The following is a 16602-nucleotide window of genomic DNA, read 5'->3' as shown; positions in this document are numbered from 1 at the left end:
CAGGGCTTGCGCCTTAGCTCATCGCACTGCCGATTTGGCGGCGCGCAGCAAACGGTCCGACAACTCGCCCGGGCCCAACGCCCGCGCCAGGGCCAGGCCGCCAACCATCAAGGCGACGTCGGCCAAGGCTTTGTCGGCGTCTTCCGGGCTGGCCGCCAACTGTGCAACCAACAGCTCTATGTGTTCATTGAGCACTGCACGAAACTCATCCGGCAGCCGACCCAGTTCGCCGACCGACGCCGGAATCGGACAGGCCTGCTCGGTGGAGTCGCGGTGCTTGCGCGACAGATAGAACGCCGCCACCAGGGCGCGTCGTTCTTCACCGGTCAATTCGCTATCCATGTCGGCGATCAGTCCACGACGCTGGCTGAGCAGCTGCTTGAACGCCTCCAGCATCAAGGCATCCTTGCTTTCGAAATGGGCGTAGAAACCGCCCACTGTCAGCCCGGCCGCGCCCATCACCTCGCCGACACTCGGCTCGGCCGGACCACGCTGGATCAGCGCAGCACTGGCGGCCTTGAGTATGCGTTCACGGGTTTGCGCTTTTTTATCGCTCATCGTCACCTCCGAATATTACGACTGAAATATTATCCATGTAATAATTTTCCGCAAGCGGAAATATTGACCACTGGTCAGAAGTATCTTTCATAGAATTGGAGATTGGCCGAACGCCAGACAAACAAAAGGGCCATTCAAGAATTGAATGACCCTTATAAAATCCCGCAGAGCGGGTAATCGTGGCGTCCCCTAGGGGACTCGAACCCCTGTTACCGCCGTGAAAGGGCGGTGTCCTAGGCCACTAGACGAAGGGGACACAAACCTTCTGAACTTGATCAGCGCTGAGAACTGATCGACTCAAGGTCGGTGTGGCCAAACCTTGAACCTGTAATTGGTGGAGCTAGACGGGATCGAACCGTCGACCTCTTGCATGCCATGCAAGCGCTCTCCCAGCTGAGCTATAGCCCCGGATTTTTCGCCTCGCGGCGGAACGATATCTTGCAACATCGCTTCTGTAAAACTGGCGTCCCCTAGGGGACTCGAACCCCTGTTACCGCCGTGAAAGGGCGGTGTCCTAGGCCACTAGACGAAGGGGACGCAAACCCTTCTATACAACTGATCAACGCTGAGTGCTGATCCCTTCAAGACCCGCGTGGCCAGACCTTGAAGTGTAAATTGGTGGAGCTAGACGGGATCGAACCGTCGACCTCTTGCATGCCATGCAAGCGCTCTCCCAGCTGAGCTATAGCCCCTCATCGCTGAGGACGGGGCGAATCTTAAGGGCGTATCAGAGGGCTGTCAAATTTATTTTCAACAAATTTGAAAGTTTTTTGCCGGGATAACAATCACTTACCGACAAACCCCGGAAAACCGGGGTATGTCCTGCCTCGTCGAGTGCTTACGCGATCGCACCCAGCAGTTTTTCCCACTCTTTGGTTTCCTTCTTCGACACACCACCGAGCAGATCAATGGCCTGGCGCAGGCGGAAACGGGTCAGGTCCGGGCCGAGGATCTCCATGGCGTCGAGCACCGACACCGAGCTGGCCTGACCAGTAATGGCGGCGAACATCAGCGGCATGGCGTCACGCAGTTTCAGTTCCAGTGATTCGACCACGGCCTGGATGGTCGCGGTAATGCTGTCCTTTTCCCACTGACGCAGGCTTTCGAGTTTCCACAGGATCAATTGCATTAACTGGCGCACCTGATCATCCGAAAGTTTCTTGGACTCGAACAGCTTCGCATCCGGGGTCACGCCGCCAGCAAAGAAGAAGCCGGCCAGCGGGGCGATCTGGCTGAACGTCTCCACCCTGCCCTGCACATGGGGAGCGATTTTCATCATGTACTCGGGGTTCAATGCCCACTTCTGTACACGCGCGGCAAACTCCTCCACCGGCAGGTCACGCAACCACTGACCGTTGAGCCACGAGAGTTTCTCGACATCGAAGATCGGACCACCCAGCGACACCCGCGACAGGTCAAAGTGCTCGACCATTTCCTGCAGCGAGAACTTCTCGCGCTCGTCCGGCATCGACCAGCCCATGCGCCCCAGGTAGTTGAGCATCGCCTCGGGCATGAAGCCCATGCGCTCGTAGAAGGTCACCGACGTCGGGTTCTTGCGCTTGGACAGCTTGCTCTTGTCCGGGTTACGCAGTAGCGGCATGTAGCACAGCTGCGGCTGTTCCCAGCCAAAGTATTCGTAGAGCAGGATCAGTTTCGGCGCCGACGGCAGCCACTCCTCACCGCGCAGGACGTGGGTGATGCCCATCAGGTGATCGTCGACCACGTTCGCCAGAAAATACGTCGGCAGACCGTCGGTCTTCATCAGCACTTGCATGTCCATGCGATCCCAGGGGATCTCGACATCGCCACGCAACATGTCCGGCACCACGCAGACGCCTTCGGTCGGCACCTTCATGCGGATCACATGGGGCTCGCCAGCGGCCAGGCGACGGGCGACTTCTTCCTTGGACAGCAGCAGCGCGCGGCCGTCGTAGCGCGGGGTCTCGCCGCGGGCCATCTGCTCGGCGCGCATCTGGTCCAGCTCTTCGGCGGTGCAGAAGCACGGGAAGGCGTGGCCCATGTCTACCAGTTGCTGACAGTACTGCTGGTAGATGTCACCGCGCTCGCTCTGGCGGTAAGGACCGTGCGGGCCGCCGACGTCCGGCCCTTCGCTCCAGTCGATGCCCAGCCAGCGCAGGGCGTCGAAGATCTGCTGTTCGGACTCGCGAGTCGAACGCAACTGGTCGGTGTCCTCGATCCGCAGGATGAACTCACCGCCGTGCTGCTTGGCAAAGCAATAGTTGAACAAAGCGATGTAAGCGGTGCCGACATGAGGATCGCCAGTGGGCGAAGGCGCGATGCGGGTGCGGACGGTGGTCATGGCATGTCTCGGAAAGAATATAAAAGCGAAGATGAAACAGGGGGCGAATGGTAACAGGCGATGGTAGGCGGGCTCCAGTGAGAGGGGGATTTGTGTGGCACCTGTCAGACCGAGGCACCTTCAATCGCGAGCAGGCTCGCTCCCACAGGGAACCGAGTTGTCCGGACTGGACGCGGTCCATTGTGGGAGCGAGCCTGCTCGCGATGAGGCCATTACAGTCGCCACACAACCTCAGACAGTCAGCAACCGCTCGCGCAGCTTGCCAATCTCGTCACGCAACTGCGCCGCTGCTTCGAACTCCAGATCCCGGGCCAGTTGGTACATTTTCTCTTCCAACTGGCGGATACGTTTGCTGATTTCGCTCGGCGAGCGCAGTTCGGCTTCGTAACGGGCGCTCTCTTCGGCGGCCTTGGCCATACCCTTACGCTTCTTGCTGCGCGAGCCGGGCACGGTGGCGCCTTCCATGATGTCGGCGACGTCCTTGAACACCCCTTTGGGCGTGATGCCGTTGGCCAGGTTGAAGGCAATCTGTTTATCGCGACGACGCTCGGTCTCGCCGATGGCCCGCTCCATGGAGCCGGTGATGCGATCGGCATAGAGAATCGCCCGGCCGTTGAGGTTACGCGCGGCCCGACCGATGGTCTGGATCAACGAACGCTCGGAGCGCAGGAAGCCTTCCTTATCGGCGTCGAGGATCGCCACCAGGGACACCTCCGGCATGTCCAGGCCTTCGCGCAGCAGGTTGATCCCCACCAGCACATCGAACGTACCCAGGCGCAGGTCGCGGATGATCTCGACCCGCTCCACCGTGTCGATGTCCGAGTGCAGGTAGCGCACCCGCACGCCATGGTCGGCCAGATAATCGGTCAGGTCTTCGGCCATGCGCTTGGTCAGCGTGGTGACCAACACCCGCTCCTCCACTGCCACACGTTTGGAGATTTCCGAGAGCAGATCATCGACCTGAGTCAGCGCCGGGCGCACTTCAACCTGCGGATCGACCAGCCCGGTGGGCCGCACCACCTGCTCGACCACCCGGCCGGCATGCTCGGCCTCGTAGTTGCCTGGGGTGGCCGAGACGAAAATCGTCTGCGGGCTCACACTTTCCCATTCGTCAAAGCGCATCGGCCGGTTATCCAGGGCCGAGGGCAGGCGGAAACCGTATTCCACCAGGGTTTCCTTGCGGGACCGGTCGCCTTTGTACATGGCGCCGACCTGGGGCACGCTGACGTGGGATTCGTCGATCACCAGCAAGGCATCGGCCGGCAGATAGTCATACAACGTGGGCGGTGGCGCGCCCGACGGACGACCCGACAGGTAGCGCGAGTAGTTTTCGATGCCGTTGCAATAACCCAGTTCCAGAATCATCTCCAGGTCGAAACGGGTCCGCTGCTCCAGACGCTGGGCTTCCACCAGTTTATTGTTCGACCGCAAGTATTCCAGGCGCTCCTGCAACTCAACCTTGATCCCCTCGATAGCGTCCAGCAGGGTTTCCCGTGGCGTCACATAGTGGCTCTTGGGGTAGAAGGTGAAGCGCGGCAGTTTGCGGATCACCTCGCCGGTCAGCGGATCGAACGCCGAAAGACTCTCTACCTCGTCATCGAACAGCTCGATGCGGATCGCCTCCAGGTCCGATTCCGCCGGGTAGATGTCGATCACGTCACCACGGACCCGGAACGTCGCCCGGGCGAAATCCATGTCGTTGCGGGTGTATTGCAGGTCCGCCAGGCGGCGCAGCAAGGCGCGTTGGTCGAGCTTGTCGCCGCGATCAACGTGCAAGACCATCTTCAGGTACGTTTCCGGGCTGCCCAGGCCATAGATGCACGACACCGTAGTGACGATGATCGCGTCCTTGCGCTCGAGCAATGCCTTAGTGGCCGAGAGCCGCATCTGTTCGATGTGATCGTTGATCGAAGCATCCTTCTCGATGAAGGTGTCCGACGACGGTACGTAGGCCTCGGGTTGGTAGTAGTCGTAATAGGAGACGAAGTACTCCACCGCGTTGTTGGGGAAAAACGCCTTGAACTCGCCATACAGCTGCGCCGCCAGGGTCTTGTTCGGTGCCAGCACCAGGGTCGGGCGCTGCACCTGGGCAATCACATTGGCGATGCTGAAAGTCTTGCCCGAGCCTGTCACACCGAGCAGCGTCTGGTGCGCCAGCCCGGCCTCGATGCCTTCGACCATCAGGCGAATGGCTTGCGGCTGGTCGCCGGCGGGCTGGAATCGGGTGACTAGCTGGAATTCAGACATAACATAACCTCTGGGTTCACCCCTGTCGGCCAGCCAACAGGAACGAGAAAGACCGAAACGACTGATGTCGCCCGAGGAAAAAACTGGGATGCACACAATGTGGAGGTGAATGCCTTCGCTTTCAAGACGAACGTCCTACACGCCTTGAAGTCTTTGACGCTGCCAGGGGACTAACGGTCGAAAAAAACGAAAATACTTGCCTTAAAAACCGAATCGCCTGTCGCCGCGCCCGGTGATGGCCTCTATACTAGCTCCCCGTTTGTGCACCGCTCTAGTGCATTCGGCTGGAGCGCTACACGTCCCCTCACACTCCATTCAGAGCCGCGCAATAATGAGCCTGTTTTCCGCTGTCGAATTGGCACCACGCGACCCCATCCTGGGCCTCAACGAAGCATTCAACGCCGACACCCGTACCAATAAGGTCAACCTGGGCGTGGGTGTTTACTGCAACGAGGAGGGGCGCATTCCACTTCTGCGCGCCGTTGTCGAAGCCGAGACGATTCGCGTGGCCCAACACGTTTCCCGCGGTTACCTGCCGATCGACGGCATTGCCGCCTACGACCAGGCGGTCCAGACCCTGCTGTTTGGCAAGGACTCACCACTGATCGCCTCCGGCCGCATCATTACCACCCAGGCCGTGGGCGGCACCGGCGCATTGAAGATCGGTGCCGACTTCCTCAAGCAATTGCTGCCTGACGCCGTCGTGGCCATCAGCGATCCAAGCTGGGAAAACCACCGCGCGCTGTTCGAAACCGCCGGTTTCCCGGTGCAGAACTACCGCTACTACGACGCCGCTACCCATGACGTGAACCGTGCCGGCCTGCTGGAAGACCTCAACGCCCTGCCCGACCGCTCAATCGTTGTGCTGCACGCCTGCTGCCACAACCCGACCGGCGTGGACCTGAGCCCGCAAGACTGGAAAAACGTGCTGGACGTGGTCAAGGCCAAGAATCATGTTCCATTTTTGGACATGGCCTACCAGGGCTTTGGCGACGGTATCGACGAAGACGCCGCCGCCGTGCGCCTGTTCGCCGAGTCGGGCCTGACTTTCTTTGCCTCCAGCTCGTTTTCCAAGTCGTTCTCCCTGTACGGCGAGCGCGTCGGCGCCCTGTCGATCGTCAGCGAATCGAAAGAAGAAAGTGCCCGGGTGCTGTCCCAGGTCAAGCGTGTGATCCGCACCAACTATTCCAACCCGCCGACCCACGGCGCCAGCATTGTCGCGGCCGTGCTCAACAGCCCGGAATTGCGGGCCCAGTGGGAAGCAGAGCTGGCTGAAATGCGCCTGCGGATTCGTGGCATGCGCAACCAGATGGTGGACATGCTGGCTAAAGCCGCCCCGCACCGTGATTTCAGCTTCGTCGCACGCCAGCGCGGAATGTTTTCCTACTCCGGCCTGACCGTTGGACAAGTGACGCGCCTGCGTAACGAGTTCGGCATCTATGCCCTGGACACCGGCCGCATCTGCGTGGCCGCACTGAACCAGAACAACATTGATGCGGTAACCAAGGCCATTGTTCAGGTGATCTGAAGCATTCGGCGCTGGATGAAAAACGGGAAACCATTGGGTTTCCCGTTTTTTTAAGTATGCCTATCCGGTCAGGCATACCCCTCGCCACAAAAGCGCCAGGCATAACCCTTTTGTCGAGGCTACAGCTCCGTCGCCCGCTGGCTCGCGGCGTCGTCATAGATGACATACAACGACTCGGCAATCTGGCTCTTGATGGCCTTGGTGCTTTCCAGCCCCAGGACAAAACCCTCGGCCTTGCCGCCGGCACGGTTCAGCTCATCAGCGTTACTGGCCTGGGTGATGGCGTCGTAAAGTTTCTCGGCGTGCGGGCCCACGCCCTTGGGTAAGCTGATCTGGGCGGTGCTCATAGGCGCACCTCGGTGTGGTTGCCTGTGTGAAGCGGTAACAGATGATTCATGGCGCAAACCTTTGTCTGGCGAATGGCCGGCAGCGCGTCCAGCCACTTCCGGGGGCCCATGGTAGCCCTCTCCCGCCTTTGCGGTAACCGCCAATCAGCGATTAATCGCCAACGGACCCGAGGAACGCGCCGGCCGACAAGAGAAGCTTGACTTCTCTTTTCCAATCAGTAACATACGCGTCATTCCGCGATAGCTCAGTTGGTAGAGCAAGTGACTGTTAATCACTGGGTCCCTGGTTCGAGTCCAGGTCGTGGAGCCAGACAAGGTTCCAGAGAAGGCTTCCAAAATCTCTGAATCCCCCGAAAAACCCGCCTTCTGGCGGGTTTTTTCGTTTTGGCGTTCCGTCGGATTCCGGTGGATACCAGCCGTTTTAAGGGTAGAGTTTGGGATAAAGCTCAGTTCGATAAAAGGGAGTACCCTTATGTCGCGCACCACTGCTCCACTCTCCGACTCCGCTTGCCGTTCGGCCAAGCCCACAGACCGCGCCTACAAGCTTTTCGACGGCGACGGCCTTTACCTTCTAGTCCAACCCAATGGTCGCAAAGGCTGGCGTCTCAGATATGTCAAACCTGATGGCCGCGAAGGACTGACCTCATTCGGCAACTACCCCATCGTTGGCCTCGCCGATGCGCGCCGCAAACGCTTGGAGGTCAAGCGTATGCTGGCGGATGGCATTGATCCCATAGGAGCCAAGAACCAAGCCAAGACGGACGCTCTGCTCAAAGGCCGCACCTTTGAAAGCGTTGCTCTCGGCTGGCACACGGAAATGTCAGCCAAGTGGGCACCGGACTATTCCAAGACAGTGATGAATCGCCTCAAAACTCACCTCTTCCCGCTGATCGGCGCCCGCGCCATTGTCGACCTGGACACCCACGACCTTATGCGGCCCCTGGAAGCGATCAAGAAGCGCGGAACGATAGACATTGCTTTAAGGGTACAAAACTACCTGCAGAGCATCATGCGCGAGGCAAAGCGCCTCCGGCTTATCGCCGTAAACCCTGCTTACGACCTCGTAGGCTCGATCAAAGCCTTGCGAGTTGTCCACCGCCCCGCTTTATCCTTATCGCGCTTGCCTGAATTGCAGGAACGGATCGACACCTATAAAGGCCGTGCACTTACCCGGCTGACGGTCTTGCTGTCGCTGCACGTGTTTGTACGCTCCAGCGAGCTGCGCTTCGCCCGCTGGAGCGAGTTCGACCTCAAGCGTGGCGTCTGGGAAATACCCGACACGCGACCAGCGTTGGAAGGCGTACCCTTTTCCACAAGGGGCACGAAGATGGCCGGCGATATCCATCTTGTACCCTTATCGCCGCAAGCGGTCGCCCTGCTCGAGCAGATCCACGCCCTCACCGGCAAATTTGACTTAGTGTTCGCAGGCGATACCAAGTCTTGGAAACCGATGTCCGAAAACACGGTGAACAGCGCGCTTCGGAAGATGGGGTACGACACCAAAACCGAGATCTGCGGCCATGGCTTTCGTTCGATGGCCTGCAGCGCACTGATCGAGTCGGGTTTGTGGACGGACACAGCCATCGAGCGGCAGATGAGCCACAAGGAACGCAACAACGTCCGCGCCGCTTATATCCACAAGGCCGAGTTCATCGAGGAGCGCAGGCTGATCATGAACTGGTGGAGTCGCTACCTTGAGGCTAATCAGCAGAAGCATGTCAGCCCACGCGAATTCGCCAATCAGACCGGTGCGAACGTCACTCGCCTAAAAGCAAAACGTGGCGCAACCGAGTAAGCGCTCGGTCCTCATATCTCAGTGATCCGTTTGTCCACGCGGGTCCATCCAAACGGGGCTGCAAAGCCGCCCTGTTTGGATGGACCTCACTTAAAAATCTAAAGCCCACGCAATTGTCTGTGGAAAAACACTGATTTCCATCGGTGGATAATTTCATCCACAGCCGCAGAACTCCCAAAAATTCGAGCCTTGACCCGAATTCTCCACTGGCGTAGAAAAGGTCGGGCAAAGCGCTGTCGTTGACAGCAACCCAGGTAGCCAGAACCTTCAAGGCTACGCCACACCGTGGTGGTTCTCCCAAAGTGCGATTAGCGTCCGGCGGCTCGCACGGTCACAGCGATGTGATGGATGCCTACTTTTACCAGCGTGCCCACTGCGGCAACTCATCCCCTTTCATAGCTGCCCTGCAGCAACCTATCCGCTTGGCCATCTCATTGCGCCAACCTTCGCCCGTCTCTTTCTCCCGGAAAGAGACGGGCGCTCCTACCGCTGCTACAGCCCAGTTCGTACAAGGCTTTGCGGCATTCCACCTCGTGACAATCGGCGTGACAAACACCGAAGTCACCAGCAACAGCGATGCAGATGATGGTGCCGCAGTCCACGGAATGGACTTCACCTGACTGACAGTCAGGCATGCCCCGGTCATCGCCTCACTGCCTTCTCCTGACTCAGGATCTCGCGGTGCCGGTCTCGTCAGCCAGCGCAGCCTCCACCCGCCCACTTCTGCGGAAGTGCTCAGGAGGCCAGATCATGAGACGCCCATGCTCCCGGTCGTAAGGGGCCGCCAGTCCCGCGTTAGCGGACAACCCTCACAGGTCGCAGGGGCCTTGATCCCTGATAACACTCAACATTCTTGGCGGGATGACGTGGGGAAAGTTTCGAAGGTTTTGGCTTCGAGCGGAGTTTGATCATGGCATTGGTAGGTAGACGGGATGGGCGAAATTTTGGCTATGGACGACAACTGAGTTATGCCGGGCCACAGGCGTTGCGCGATCTGTTTGGCGTCGGGCATTACGGCACGGTCAAGGCGCACAGTGATCGCTGGCAGGCGTTTGTTCGGTGCCACCTTTTGACCACGGCCAATCTAGCTAGCAGTAGCGAACCTAACCGGTGACAAATGAATGCCCGGCTATTATAATTTGATTATCATCGACCGATTTAGGGTACAGGCAATCCCATGGAAAATAAGACTGCACGATTAACTGTGCTCATTGATCCCGTCAAGAAAAAAGCACTTGAGGAGCTTTGTGCGTCTCAGGATCTGACGCCTTCTCAGGTCGTTCGTCAGCTTATTAGGGACTACCTGGAGACGCATGGCGTGTCCTACTCTACCAAAAGCAAAATTGCGGCCAATGGCAAATGATTCATCCATGTATGAGCGGGCACGACAAATGCCCGCTCATCGTGCCTCATTCACTCCTGCCCCCGGCCCCCACCTCTAGCCCTGAGTCTTGTTAATCTGGACATAACTGACCAGTGCACCATTGAAGTCAGCATGATAATGCTCTGAGCCGAGCGCCTGAAGAATCCCTGCCCTGTCGAGCTTGCCGAGGACTTTCTCGTTGGCTTCACACAACTTCACGACGATGCTGCGCTTGCGCAGCTGCTCAATGACTTCGAGCAGCGTTTGTAAGCCCGTGATATCCATGAACGGCACTCGCTTTAGTCGAATAATCAAAGTCCCAGGATCGGTGTGTGTTTGAGCCAAAACGCGCTCAAAGGTTTCTGCTGCGCCAAAGAAGAGAGGCCCCTCAATGGTGTAAACCAAAATACCGGGGGGAAGGTGTACATGCCCATTCATACGCAACTCTACCTCCAGCTCTTTTTCAACCATTACCTGAATCTCCACAGAAGACGCCATCCGACGCATAAATTGCAGCATGGCGAGAATGACCCCAATGTTCACCGCAATCGCCAGATCACTGAAAACGGTGAGGCTGAAGGTAATTAACAGGATGGCAACGTCGGCTTGGGGGGCTCGTTTGACCATGCGTTTGAAGTGCTTCAGTTCGCTCATGTTGTAAGCGACCACGAATAAGATCGCAGCCAATGCACACAGCGGGATATCCGAAGCCAAAGGCGCCAAGAAGAGGATCAGTAAAATCAAAGTGAGGGCGTGTGCAAAACCCGCGATTGGACTGTTGCCACCATTGCGGATGTTGGTTGCTGTTCGAGCGATCGCGCCTGTCGCAGCAAAGCCACCAAACAGAGGAGTGACCAGGTTAGCAATGCCTTGTCCGATTAACTCCTGATTGGAGTCATGTTTGGTACCGGCCATCCCGTCGGCAACAACAGCAGAGAGCAGCGACTCGATCGCCCCCAGCATCGCGATCGCAAACGCAGGGCCAATCAATTCAATAATTTGCGGCAGCGTTATTTCAGGAAGGCCAATTTTGGGCAGTCCTTGGGGAATTCCTCCAAATGCATTCCCGATCGTGGCCACGCCGTCGAATTGAAAATAAGAATGCAACGCCGTCACAACGACCATAGCAATCAGGGGGCCGGGAACGCGCCTTACGCCTGGTATTTTAGGTGCGAGTATCACCAACGCCAGGCTCAAGGTCGCTAACAGTGTCGTGGGCACATGTAGGCTGGGTAGGGCCTGAATGAGGTGCCACAGCCGCTCGTGGAAATGGTCGCCACTGATTTTCGGCAAGCCCAAAAAGTCTTTCCATTGCCCGACCCAAATGATCACCCCGATGCCGGCGGTGAATCCCACAATCACGGGGTCAGGGATGAACTTGATAAGTGCGCCAAGCTTGGTGATGCCGAGCAGCAATAAAATTGCCCCGGCCATCATTGTCGCGATCTGCAAGCCATCAACACCGTACTTGGCCGTCACGCTGGCCAAAATGACGATGAACGCCCCAGTTGGGCCGGCAATCTGAAGCCGGCTTCCGCCGAACAGCGAAACCAACAAACCACCAACAATGGCCGTGTAGATCCCTTGCTCTGGCTTGACGCCCGAGGCGATGGCAAATGCCATGGCCAACGGCAGCGCCACGACGCCGACGATGACCCCTGAGACGATATTTCGAAGCCAATGCTCGCGCCCTAACAAGCCCGCTTTCCAAGCTTCTCGTAACGCAATCATGACTAGCCTCGCTCTGGTGGCATGTGCATAATATTCACACGTAGTGATAATAGCAAAGCAATTGGCCTAGCCTCGGTACGACACCAGCAACGCTGTAGATTCGGTGCAGAGAGAGCTAAACCATATGCCCGGAGACCCCGCATGAAACGCGAAGACGTCAAAACCAAACACGGTGAAGGCATGCACTTCGACACGCATGTGATAGCCAATCCGGCCAACACGCACGAGTGGATCATTCTTTTCAAAAAGGATGCAGGGAGAAGCTATTTTCTGGTCAATGACAACGAGGAGATTGAGTCATTTGGACGCCTCGATGACCTGATCCATGAGCTTCGCGAGCTGGGTATCAAGTCCGCCGAAGTTCATTTCTGATAGTTACGCTCAGGGAGTTTGATCATGTCAGTAAAAATTGAGCATCTGTCCGGTCAAAGCGACGAGCTTTGGTCTGTTTGTTTCGGTAGCCGCAGCATTCAATTTCGTACCGAGCAAGGGGCGAAGGACTATGCGGCCACACTCAAAGAAAGAATCGACGCACCGCATACCTTTCCGCGAATTCACCACGCTCCCAACCCAGACCACTGATCAACGCTGATCTGGACGTAATGACCCACGCAGAGGCCCCTACGCAACTGGGTCACGAACTCACGCAATTGTCGAAGTACGCGGATCAAATCCAAGAAGCGATGAGAAAACTCTGAATTCCAATGTGCCGCGCTTAGGGCGTGGCACATTGGGGTATTCGAACGCGCAAAAAAATGGCCACACGAGGTGGCCTAAGACGGGTTCAAGCATAGGAGGATCTCTATTGACCAAGAAATACAGGCCCGCCCTGAAGTCTTAGGGCCAATAGAGTTGGTCCGCTGGCTGACAAACCCCTTCATCAGCAGCGTTCAAGCCGGCAATTTGACCCTGGTCTGTGGGTCAGGACCTCGTTGCCTTGCATTATAATAGTGTTAACATGGCATTATAATCAACGTCTAATTAGGGGATCGCATGACTACCGACTTCAAGAAGGCTGCACTGGATTACCACGAATTCCCAACCCCAGGGAAAATCAGCATTGAGCTGACCAAGCCCGCCGACACAGCAGCCCAACTCGCACTGGCGTACAGCCCAGGCGTAGCCGAGCCCGTTCGCGAAATCGCGAAGGATCCGGAGAACGCCTATCGCTTTACTGGAAAAGGGAATCTGGTGGCCGTGATCACCAACGGCACTGCCATTCTGGGCCTCGGCAATCTAGGCCCCTTGGCCAGTAAGCCGGTCATGGAAGGCAAAGCGTTGCTGTTCAAACGTTTTGCCGGCATCGACTCGATCGATATCGAAGTCAATGCTGAGAGTTCCCAGGCCTTTATCGATACAGTCGTGCGCATTGCCGACACCTTTGGTGGCATCAACCTGGAAGACATCAAAGCCCCTGAGTGCTTTGAAATCGAAGAAGCTCTGATCGAACAGTGCAGCATCCCGGTCTTCCATGACGACCAACACGGTACTGCCATCGTCACCGCTGCCGGCATGCTCAATGCGCTGGAGATTCAGGGCAAAACCCTGGAGAGCGCGAGAATTGTTTGCCTCGGCGCTGGTGCCGCCGCCACTGCCTGCATGCGCCTGCTGCTTAGTCTGGGCGCCCAAAAAAGCAATCTGTACATGGTCGACCGCACCGGTGTCATCCACTCCGCACGGGAAGACCTCAATCAATACAAAGCACAGTTCGTTAACGACGGAGGCCCTCGTACACTGATGGAAGCCATGAACGGTGCTGACGTGTTTGTCGGTCTGTCTGGAGCCAATCTCCTTCCGGCTGAAGCACTGGCAGCGATGGCACCCAATCCGATCGTGTTTGCCTGCTCGAACCCGGATCCTGAAATCAGCTACGAGCTGGCCATGGCCACACGTGATGACCTGATCATGGCGACCGGTCGTTCTGACTACCCGAACCAGGTTAATAACGTTCTGGGCTTTCCGTTCATCTTCCGCGGGACCTTGGATGTTCGGGCAACCCGGATCAACGAAGCGATGAAAATTGCGGCGGTGGAAGCACTGCGCCAATTGGCCAAAGAGCCAACCCCTGTGGAAGTGCTGCAAGCGTTCAACGTCGATAAGCTTGAGTTTGGGCGCGATTACATTCTTCCCAAAGCGCTCGATGCTCGCCTGCTCGGAGCAATAGCCGGCGCAGTGGCCAAGGCCGCTATCGACACCGGCGTTGCGAAGCTGCATTACCCGACGCACTACCCGCTCTAAGCTGACGTCAATCATGCTGATGTGCCGCAGCTGCACGACCTTTTACAAGGTTGGCAGCTGTCGCACTCGGGGATCATCCAGCCGCAGCACGTCCTGAATATCGACAGCCCGCCATTTGCAAGATCATCCGCTCTTGGCTGATCGCGGGGTGAAGCTTTCGGGATCCCCGTCTGCTCCCCCAGCAGGTAATCACCACACAGAGTTGCCATCCCAGGCAATCCTGATCACCGATCAGAAAAAAAGACAGTCAGCGGCTTTAACACTCAACGAGCAGACCAGCCTAAATCGCGAGGACCTGGTGATATCAGATGTACATAATCGGTTGGCTTTCTTGCTCCTCATACGCTTGGGACAGGGGTGAATGAATGCCGATCAAATATGTTAGGAGCCTCACTGGGCGACGGCGTACCACAGACGCAAACCGACATCTTGGATTTGCCCTGGCCTTCGTAGCAGGGGCAATCAATGCCGGTGGTTTCCTGGCGGTGCATCAGTACACCTCACACATGACAGGTATCGTCTCCTCGATGGCAGATAATAGCGTGCTGGGAGCCTACGACCTGGTACTCAGTGGCACCGGCGCTCTGTTGTCCTTTCTGGTTGGGGCCGCGTGCTCGGCGGTCATGGTCAATTATTCCCGCCGCAGACGCATGCACAGCGAGTTTGCAGTGCCGCTCTTGTTCGAAGCTTTTTTGCTCATCTGCTTTGGCTTTCTGGGAGCCCAGCTATCCACCGTGGATGGTCTATTCGTGTCCGTCACCGTGATGCTGCTGTGTTTCATCATGGGGCTACAAAACGCGGTGATCACCAAAATTTCCAAAGCCGAAATCCGAACGACGCACATCACCGGCATCATCACGGATATAGGTATTGAGTTTGGAAAACTCTTTTATTGGAATGCCGTCAACACATCGAAGCATCCAAAAGTTCTCGCCAATCGGACCCGACTCAAAATACTGATACTGCTTGCGCTGAATTTCTTCTTTGGCGGCGTGGTGGGTGCATTTGGGTTCAAACACATTGGTTATATCTCAACGGTACCGCTCGCGATGGTTCTGGTGACGCTGGCGATCGTGCCTGCCTTTGACGACGTCAGGCTTTTTGTCCGCCGCGTCATCCGAAGGTGAACAGCTTGCCTGCAAGCAGCTTTCCAGGCGTTGCTATACTGGATTTTCACTACGTTGATCGTTTCTATTTATGACGTGCCAGGTGTCCAGCGACTGATCCCACTCGCTGGCACGCTAAAAGCGGCGCCCTCGCCGAGCGGGTATTTTTCGTTTTTAGCCCGCGTGGTGATCGGCTCTTCAAGATCATCGAGATGAGGGTTGTGATGACCCACATATTGGCCTGTATCGACAGTTCAAATACATCTCCGGCCGTCTGCGACTACGCCGCTTGGGCCAGTCTCAACTTTGTATTGCCGTTAACCCTCCTGAATGTTGTAGAACGCCCCGCTGGCGTAGAGATACGACCCGGCAGCCTTGCGCACGTGCTAGAAGCTATGTCGCTGGACGAAAAGCGCCATGAGCAGGCGTTGAAGCAAGGCTTGATAATGCTGCAAAACGCTCGAAAAAGAGCGATCGCGGATGGCGTAATACAGCCGGAACTTCGTCAAAGCGACGGAGAACTGTTGGGTCGGTTACTCGAGATGGAAACTGACATGCGCTGGCTAGTCATGGGAAAACAAAGCTCGTTCTGTCCCCGACTCAACCAGCTCGAAACCATCATCCATGCTTTGCACAAGCCGATCCTGGTCACCCCTTGTTCCTTCAACCCACCACGAAGCCTGATGCTTGCTTATGACGGGAGTGAGGACACGCACATGGGGGTGAAAATGCTGGCAGCGAGTCCAGTTCTCACAAAGCTGCCCGTGCACCTGGTCATGGTCGCAGCCAACACGTCGAAGAATCTGGAACGACTCGATGCGGCAGGAGCCATTCTGCAATCAGTCGGGTGTGACGTGCGAACAGCCATCTGTGGCGGGAGAGTAGAGCTCGCCTTACAGTCCTATCAGACCGAACACGATATCGATCTGATGATCATGGGCGCTTTTGGTCATTCGCGAGTCCGTCGATTTTGGTTTGGCAGTACGACGTCAAGAATGATCCGAGCCACAACTCGTCCTCTTCTATTCCTGCCCAAAAGCTACCTCAACATGTAACGCACAGACATTCAAACACCTTGTCGTCTCAGGATGAAAACGCTCCTAGCCAGCACATGCGATTAACATTACATGTTAATGTTGTGCGCATCTTCGATGGAGCAAATGACAGCATCCTTGATCCGGTAGCTCGCCCGTTACAGCCGCATCCTTGAGTAGTTTTGTGCGGCGCGAGAACTGACACCCACTCAGGTCGCCCGTCTATTGATCCGCGATGACCTGCGCAGTCACGGCGCGGAGGATGAAACACAGCACACTGGCGCGGTGAAAGCCGCCAGACAGTCAATGCCAATCAGCAGACTCGTGACACCAGG

13 protein-coding genes, 5 tRNA genes and 1 pseudogene are annotated in these 16602 nt (G+C 57.0%); 10 read left to right on the top strand and 9 right to left on the bottom strand.

Going from position 1 to position 16602, the window contains the following annotated elements; all coding sequences use genetic code 11:
* Nucleotides 1–18: 18 nt before the first annotated feature.
* The 7 genes from PSH57_RS09010 to uvrB form a co-directional block, all read right to left on the bottom strand.
* Complete coding sequence (locus PSH57_RS09010; RefSeq protein WP_305389066.1) at nucleotides 19–558, bottom strand: TetR/AcrR family transcriptional regulator; 540 nt, start codon at nucleotides 556–558, stop codon at nucleotides 19–21.
* Between the two features lie 180 nt (nucleotides 559–738).
* Nucleotides 739–814, bottom strand: a tRNA-Glu gene (locus PSH57_RS09005).
* A 76-nt stretch (nucleotides 815–890) separates the two neighbouring features.
* Nucleotides 891–966, bottom strand: a tRNA-Ala gene (locus PSH57_RS09000).
* A 53-nt stretch (nucleotides 967–1019) separates the two neighbouring features.
* Nucleotides 1020–1095, bottom strand: a tRNA-Glu gene (locus PSH57_RS08995).
* A gap of 79 nt (nucleotides 1096–1174) precedes the next feature.
* Nucleotides 1175–1250 (bottom strand) — tRNA-Ala (locus PSH57_RS08990).
* A 146-nt stretch (nucleotides 1251–1396) separates the two neighbouring features.
* Entirely contained in the window at nucleotides 1397–2878 is a 1482-nt protein-coding gene (gene gltX / locus PSH57_RS08985; RefSeq protein ID WP_305444864.1) for a glutamate--tRNA ligase, read from the bottom strand.
* A gap of 231 nt (nucleotides 2879–3109) precedes the next feature.
* Nucleotides 3110–5125, bottom strand: coding sequence for an excinuclease ABC subunit UvrB (gene uvrB, locus PSH57_RS08980; protein ID WP_305389065.1), 2016 nt, complete (start codon nucleotides 5123–5125; stop codon nucleotides 3110–3112).
* Nucleotides 5126–5456: 331 nt separating this feature from the next.
* On the opposite strand from uvrB, the gene PSH57_RS08975 reads away from it, so the two are divergent.
* Entirely contained in the window at nucleotides 5457–6653 is a 1197-nt protein-coding gene (locus tag PSH57_RS08975; RefSeq protein ID WP_305389063.1) for an amino acid aminotransferase, read from the top strand.
* A gap of 119 nt (nucleotides 6654–6772) precedes the next feature.
* Here the strand turns inward: PSH57_RS08975 and PSH57_RS08970 are convergent, their stop codons facing one another.
* Nucleotides 6773–7000, bottom strand: a complete 228-nt coding sequence (locus tag PSH57_RS08970) for a hypothetical protein (protein WP_305389062.1) — start codon at nucleotides 6998–7000, stop codon at nucleotides 6773–6775.
* Between the two features lie 234 nt (nucleotides 7001–7234).
* On the opposite strand from PSH57_RS08970, the gene PSH57_RS08965 reads away from it, so the two are divergent.
* The 4 genes and pseudogenes from PSH57_RS08965 (at nucleotide 7235) to PSH57_RS08950 (ending at nucleotide 10158) form a co-directional block, all read left to right on the top strand.
* Nucleotides 7235–7310 (top strand) — tRNA-Asn (locus PSH57_RS08965).
* A gap of 162 nt (nucleotides 7311–7472) precedes the next feature.
* A complete protein-coding gene (locus PSH57_RS08960) occupies nucleotides 7473–8795 on the top strand; it encodes a tyrosine-type recombinase/integrase (protein WP_305389061.1) in 1323 nt (440 codons plus the stop codon).
* Between the two features lie 910 nt (nucleotides 8796–9705).
* A pseudogene (locus PSH57_RS08955) lies at nucleotides 9706–9855 on the top strand (integrase domain-containing protein); the annotation flags it as partial.
* A gap of 117 nt (nucleotides 9856–9972) precedes the next feature.
* A complete protein-coding gene (locus PSH57_RS08950) occupies nucleotides 9973–10158 on the top strand; it encodes a ribbon-helix-helix protein, CopG family (protein ID WP_216742500.1) in 186 nt (61 codons plus the stop codon).
* A 75-nt stretch (nucleotides 10159–10233) separates the two neighbouring features.
* On the opposite strand, the gene PSH57_RS08945 is transcribed toward PSH57_RS08950, so the two are convergent.
* Nucleotides 10234–11889 carry a SulP family inorganic anion transporter gene (locus PSH57_RS08945; protein ID WP_305416489.1) on the bottom strand — a complete coding sequence of 552 codons (1656 nt, stop codon included), beginning with the start codon at nucleotides 11887–11889 and terminating at the stop codon, nucleotides 10234–10236.
* 141 nt (nucleotides 11890–12030) lie between these two features.
* Here PSH57_RS08945 and PSH57_RS08940 point away from each other — a divergent pair, with 141 nt between their 5' ends.
* The 5 genes from PSH57_RS08940 (at nucleotide 12031) to PSH57_RS08920 (ending at nucleotide 16288) form a co-directional block, all read left to right on the top strand.
* Nucleotides 12031–12261, top strand: coding sequence for a hypothetical protein (locus tag PSH57_RS08940; protein WP_150802557.1), 231 nt, complete (start codon nucleotides 12031–12033; stop codon nucleotides 12259–12261).
* A 24-nt stretch (nucleotides 12262–12285) separates the two neighbouring features.
* Nucleotides 12286–12471, top strand: a complete 186-nt coding sequence (locus PSH57_RS08935; protein ID WP_305389056.1) for a hypothetical protein — start codon at nucleotides 12286–12288, stop codon at nucleotides 12469–12471.
* A 411-nt stretch (nucleotides 12472–12882) separates the two neighbouring features.
* Nucleotides 12883–14127, top strand: coding sequence for a malic enzyme-like NAD(P)-binding protein (locus PSH57_RS08930; protein ID WP_150802556.1), 1245 nt, complete (start codon nucleotides 12883–12885; stop codon nucleotides 14125–14127).
* Between the two features lie 365 nt (nucleotides 14128–14492).
* Nucleotides 14493–15254: a YoaK family protein gene (locus PSH57_RS08925; RefSeq protein WP_340368593.1), complete on the top strand. Its 762-nt coding sequence runs from the start codon at nucleotides 14493–14495 to the stop codon at nucleotides 15252–15254.
* Nucleotides 15255–15457: 203 nt separating this feature from the next.
* Nucleotides 15458–16288 (top strand): universal stress protein, encoded by an 831-nt coding sequence (locus tag PSH57_RS08920; protein WP_305389052.1) that lies wholly within the window; start codon nucleotides 15458–15460, stop codon nucleotides 16286–16288.
* Nucleotides 16289–16602 lie beyond the last annotated feature (314 nt).

The organism is Pseudomonas hefeiensis (assembly GCF_030687835.1).
GTDB lineage: Bacteria > Pseudomonadota > Gammaproteobacteria > Pseudomonadales > Pseudomonadaceae > Aquipseudomonas > Aquipseudomonas hefeiensis.
The sequence above is the reverse complement of the archived record's forward strand: the minus strand, read 5'-3'. Positions and strand labels throughout refer to the sequence as shown.

Coding starts and splice junctions, on each gene's coding strand:
- PSH57_RS09010 (WP_305389066.1), bottom strand. CDS start 558: ATGAGCGATAAAAAAGCGCAAACCCGTGAACGCATACTCAAGGCCGCC.
- gltX (WP_305444864.1), bottom strand. CDS start 2,878: ATGACCACCGTCCGCACCCGCATCGCGCCTTCGCCCACTGGCGATCCT.
- uvrB (WP_305389065.1), bottom strand. CDS start 5,125: ATGTCTGAATTCCAGCTAGTCACCCGATTCCAGCCCGCCGGCGACCAG.
- PSH57_RS08975 (WP_305389063.1), top strand. CDS start 5,457: ATGAGCCTGTTTTCCGCTGTCGAATTGGCACCACGCGACCCCATCCTG.
- PSH57_RS08970 (WP_305389062.1), bottom strand. CDS start 7,000: ATGAGCACCGCCCAGATCAGCTTACCCAAGGGCGTGGGCCCGCACGCC.
- PSH57_RS08960 (WP_305389061.1), top strand. CDS start 7,473: ATGTCGCGCACCACTGCTCCACTCTCCGACTCCGCTTGCCGTTCGGCC.
- PSH57_RS08950 (WP_216742500.1), top strand. CDS start 9,973: ATGGAAAATAAGACTGCACGATTAACTGTGCTCATTGATCCCGTCAAG.
- PSH57_RS08945 (WP_305416489.1), bottom strand. CDS start 11,889: ATGATTGCGTTACGAGAAGCTTGGAAAGCGGGCTTGTTAGGGCGCGAG.
- PSH57_RS08940 (WP_150802557.1), top strand. CDS start 12,031: ATGAAACGCGAAGACGTCAAAACCAAACACGGTGAAGGCATGCACTTC.
- PSH57_RS08935 (WP_305389056.1), top strand. CDS start 12,286: ATGTCAGTAAAAATTGAGCATCTGTCCGGTCAAAGCGACGAGCTTTGG.
- PSH57_RS08930 (WP_150802556.1), top strand. CDS start 12,883: ATGACTACCGACTTCAAGAAGGCTGCACTGGATTACCACGAATTCCCA.
- PSH57_RS08925 (WP_340368593.1), top strand. CDS start 14,493: ATGCCGATCAAATATGTTAGGAGCCTCACTGGGCGACGGCGTACCACA.
- PSH57_RS08920 (WP_305389052.1), top strand. CDS start 15,458: ATGACCCACATATTGGCCTGTATCGACAGTTCAAATACATCTCCGGCC.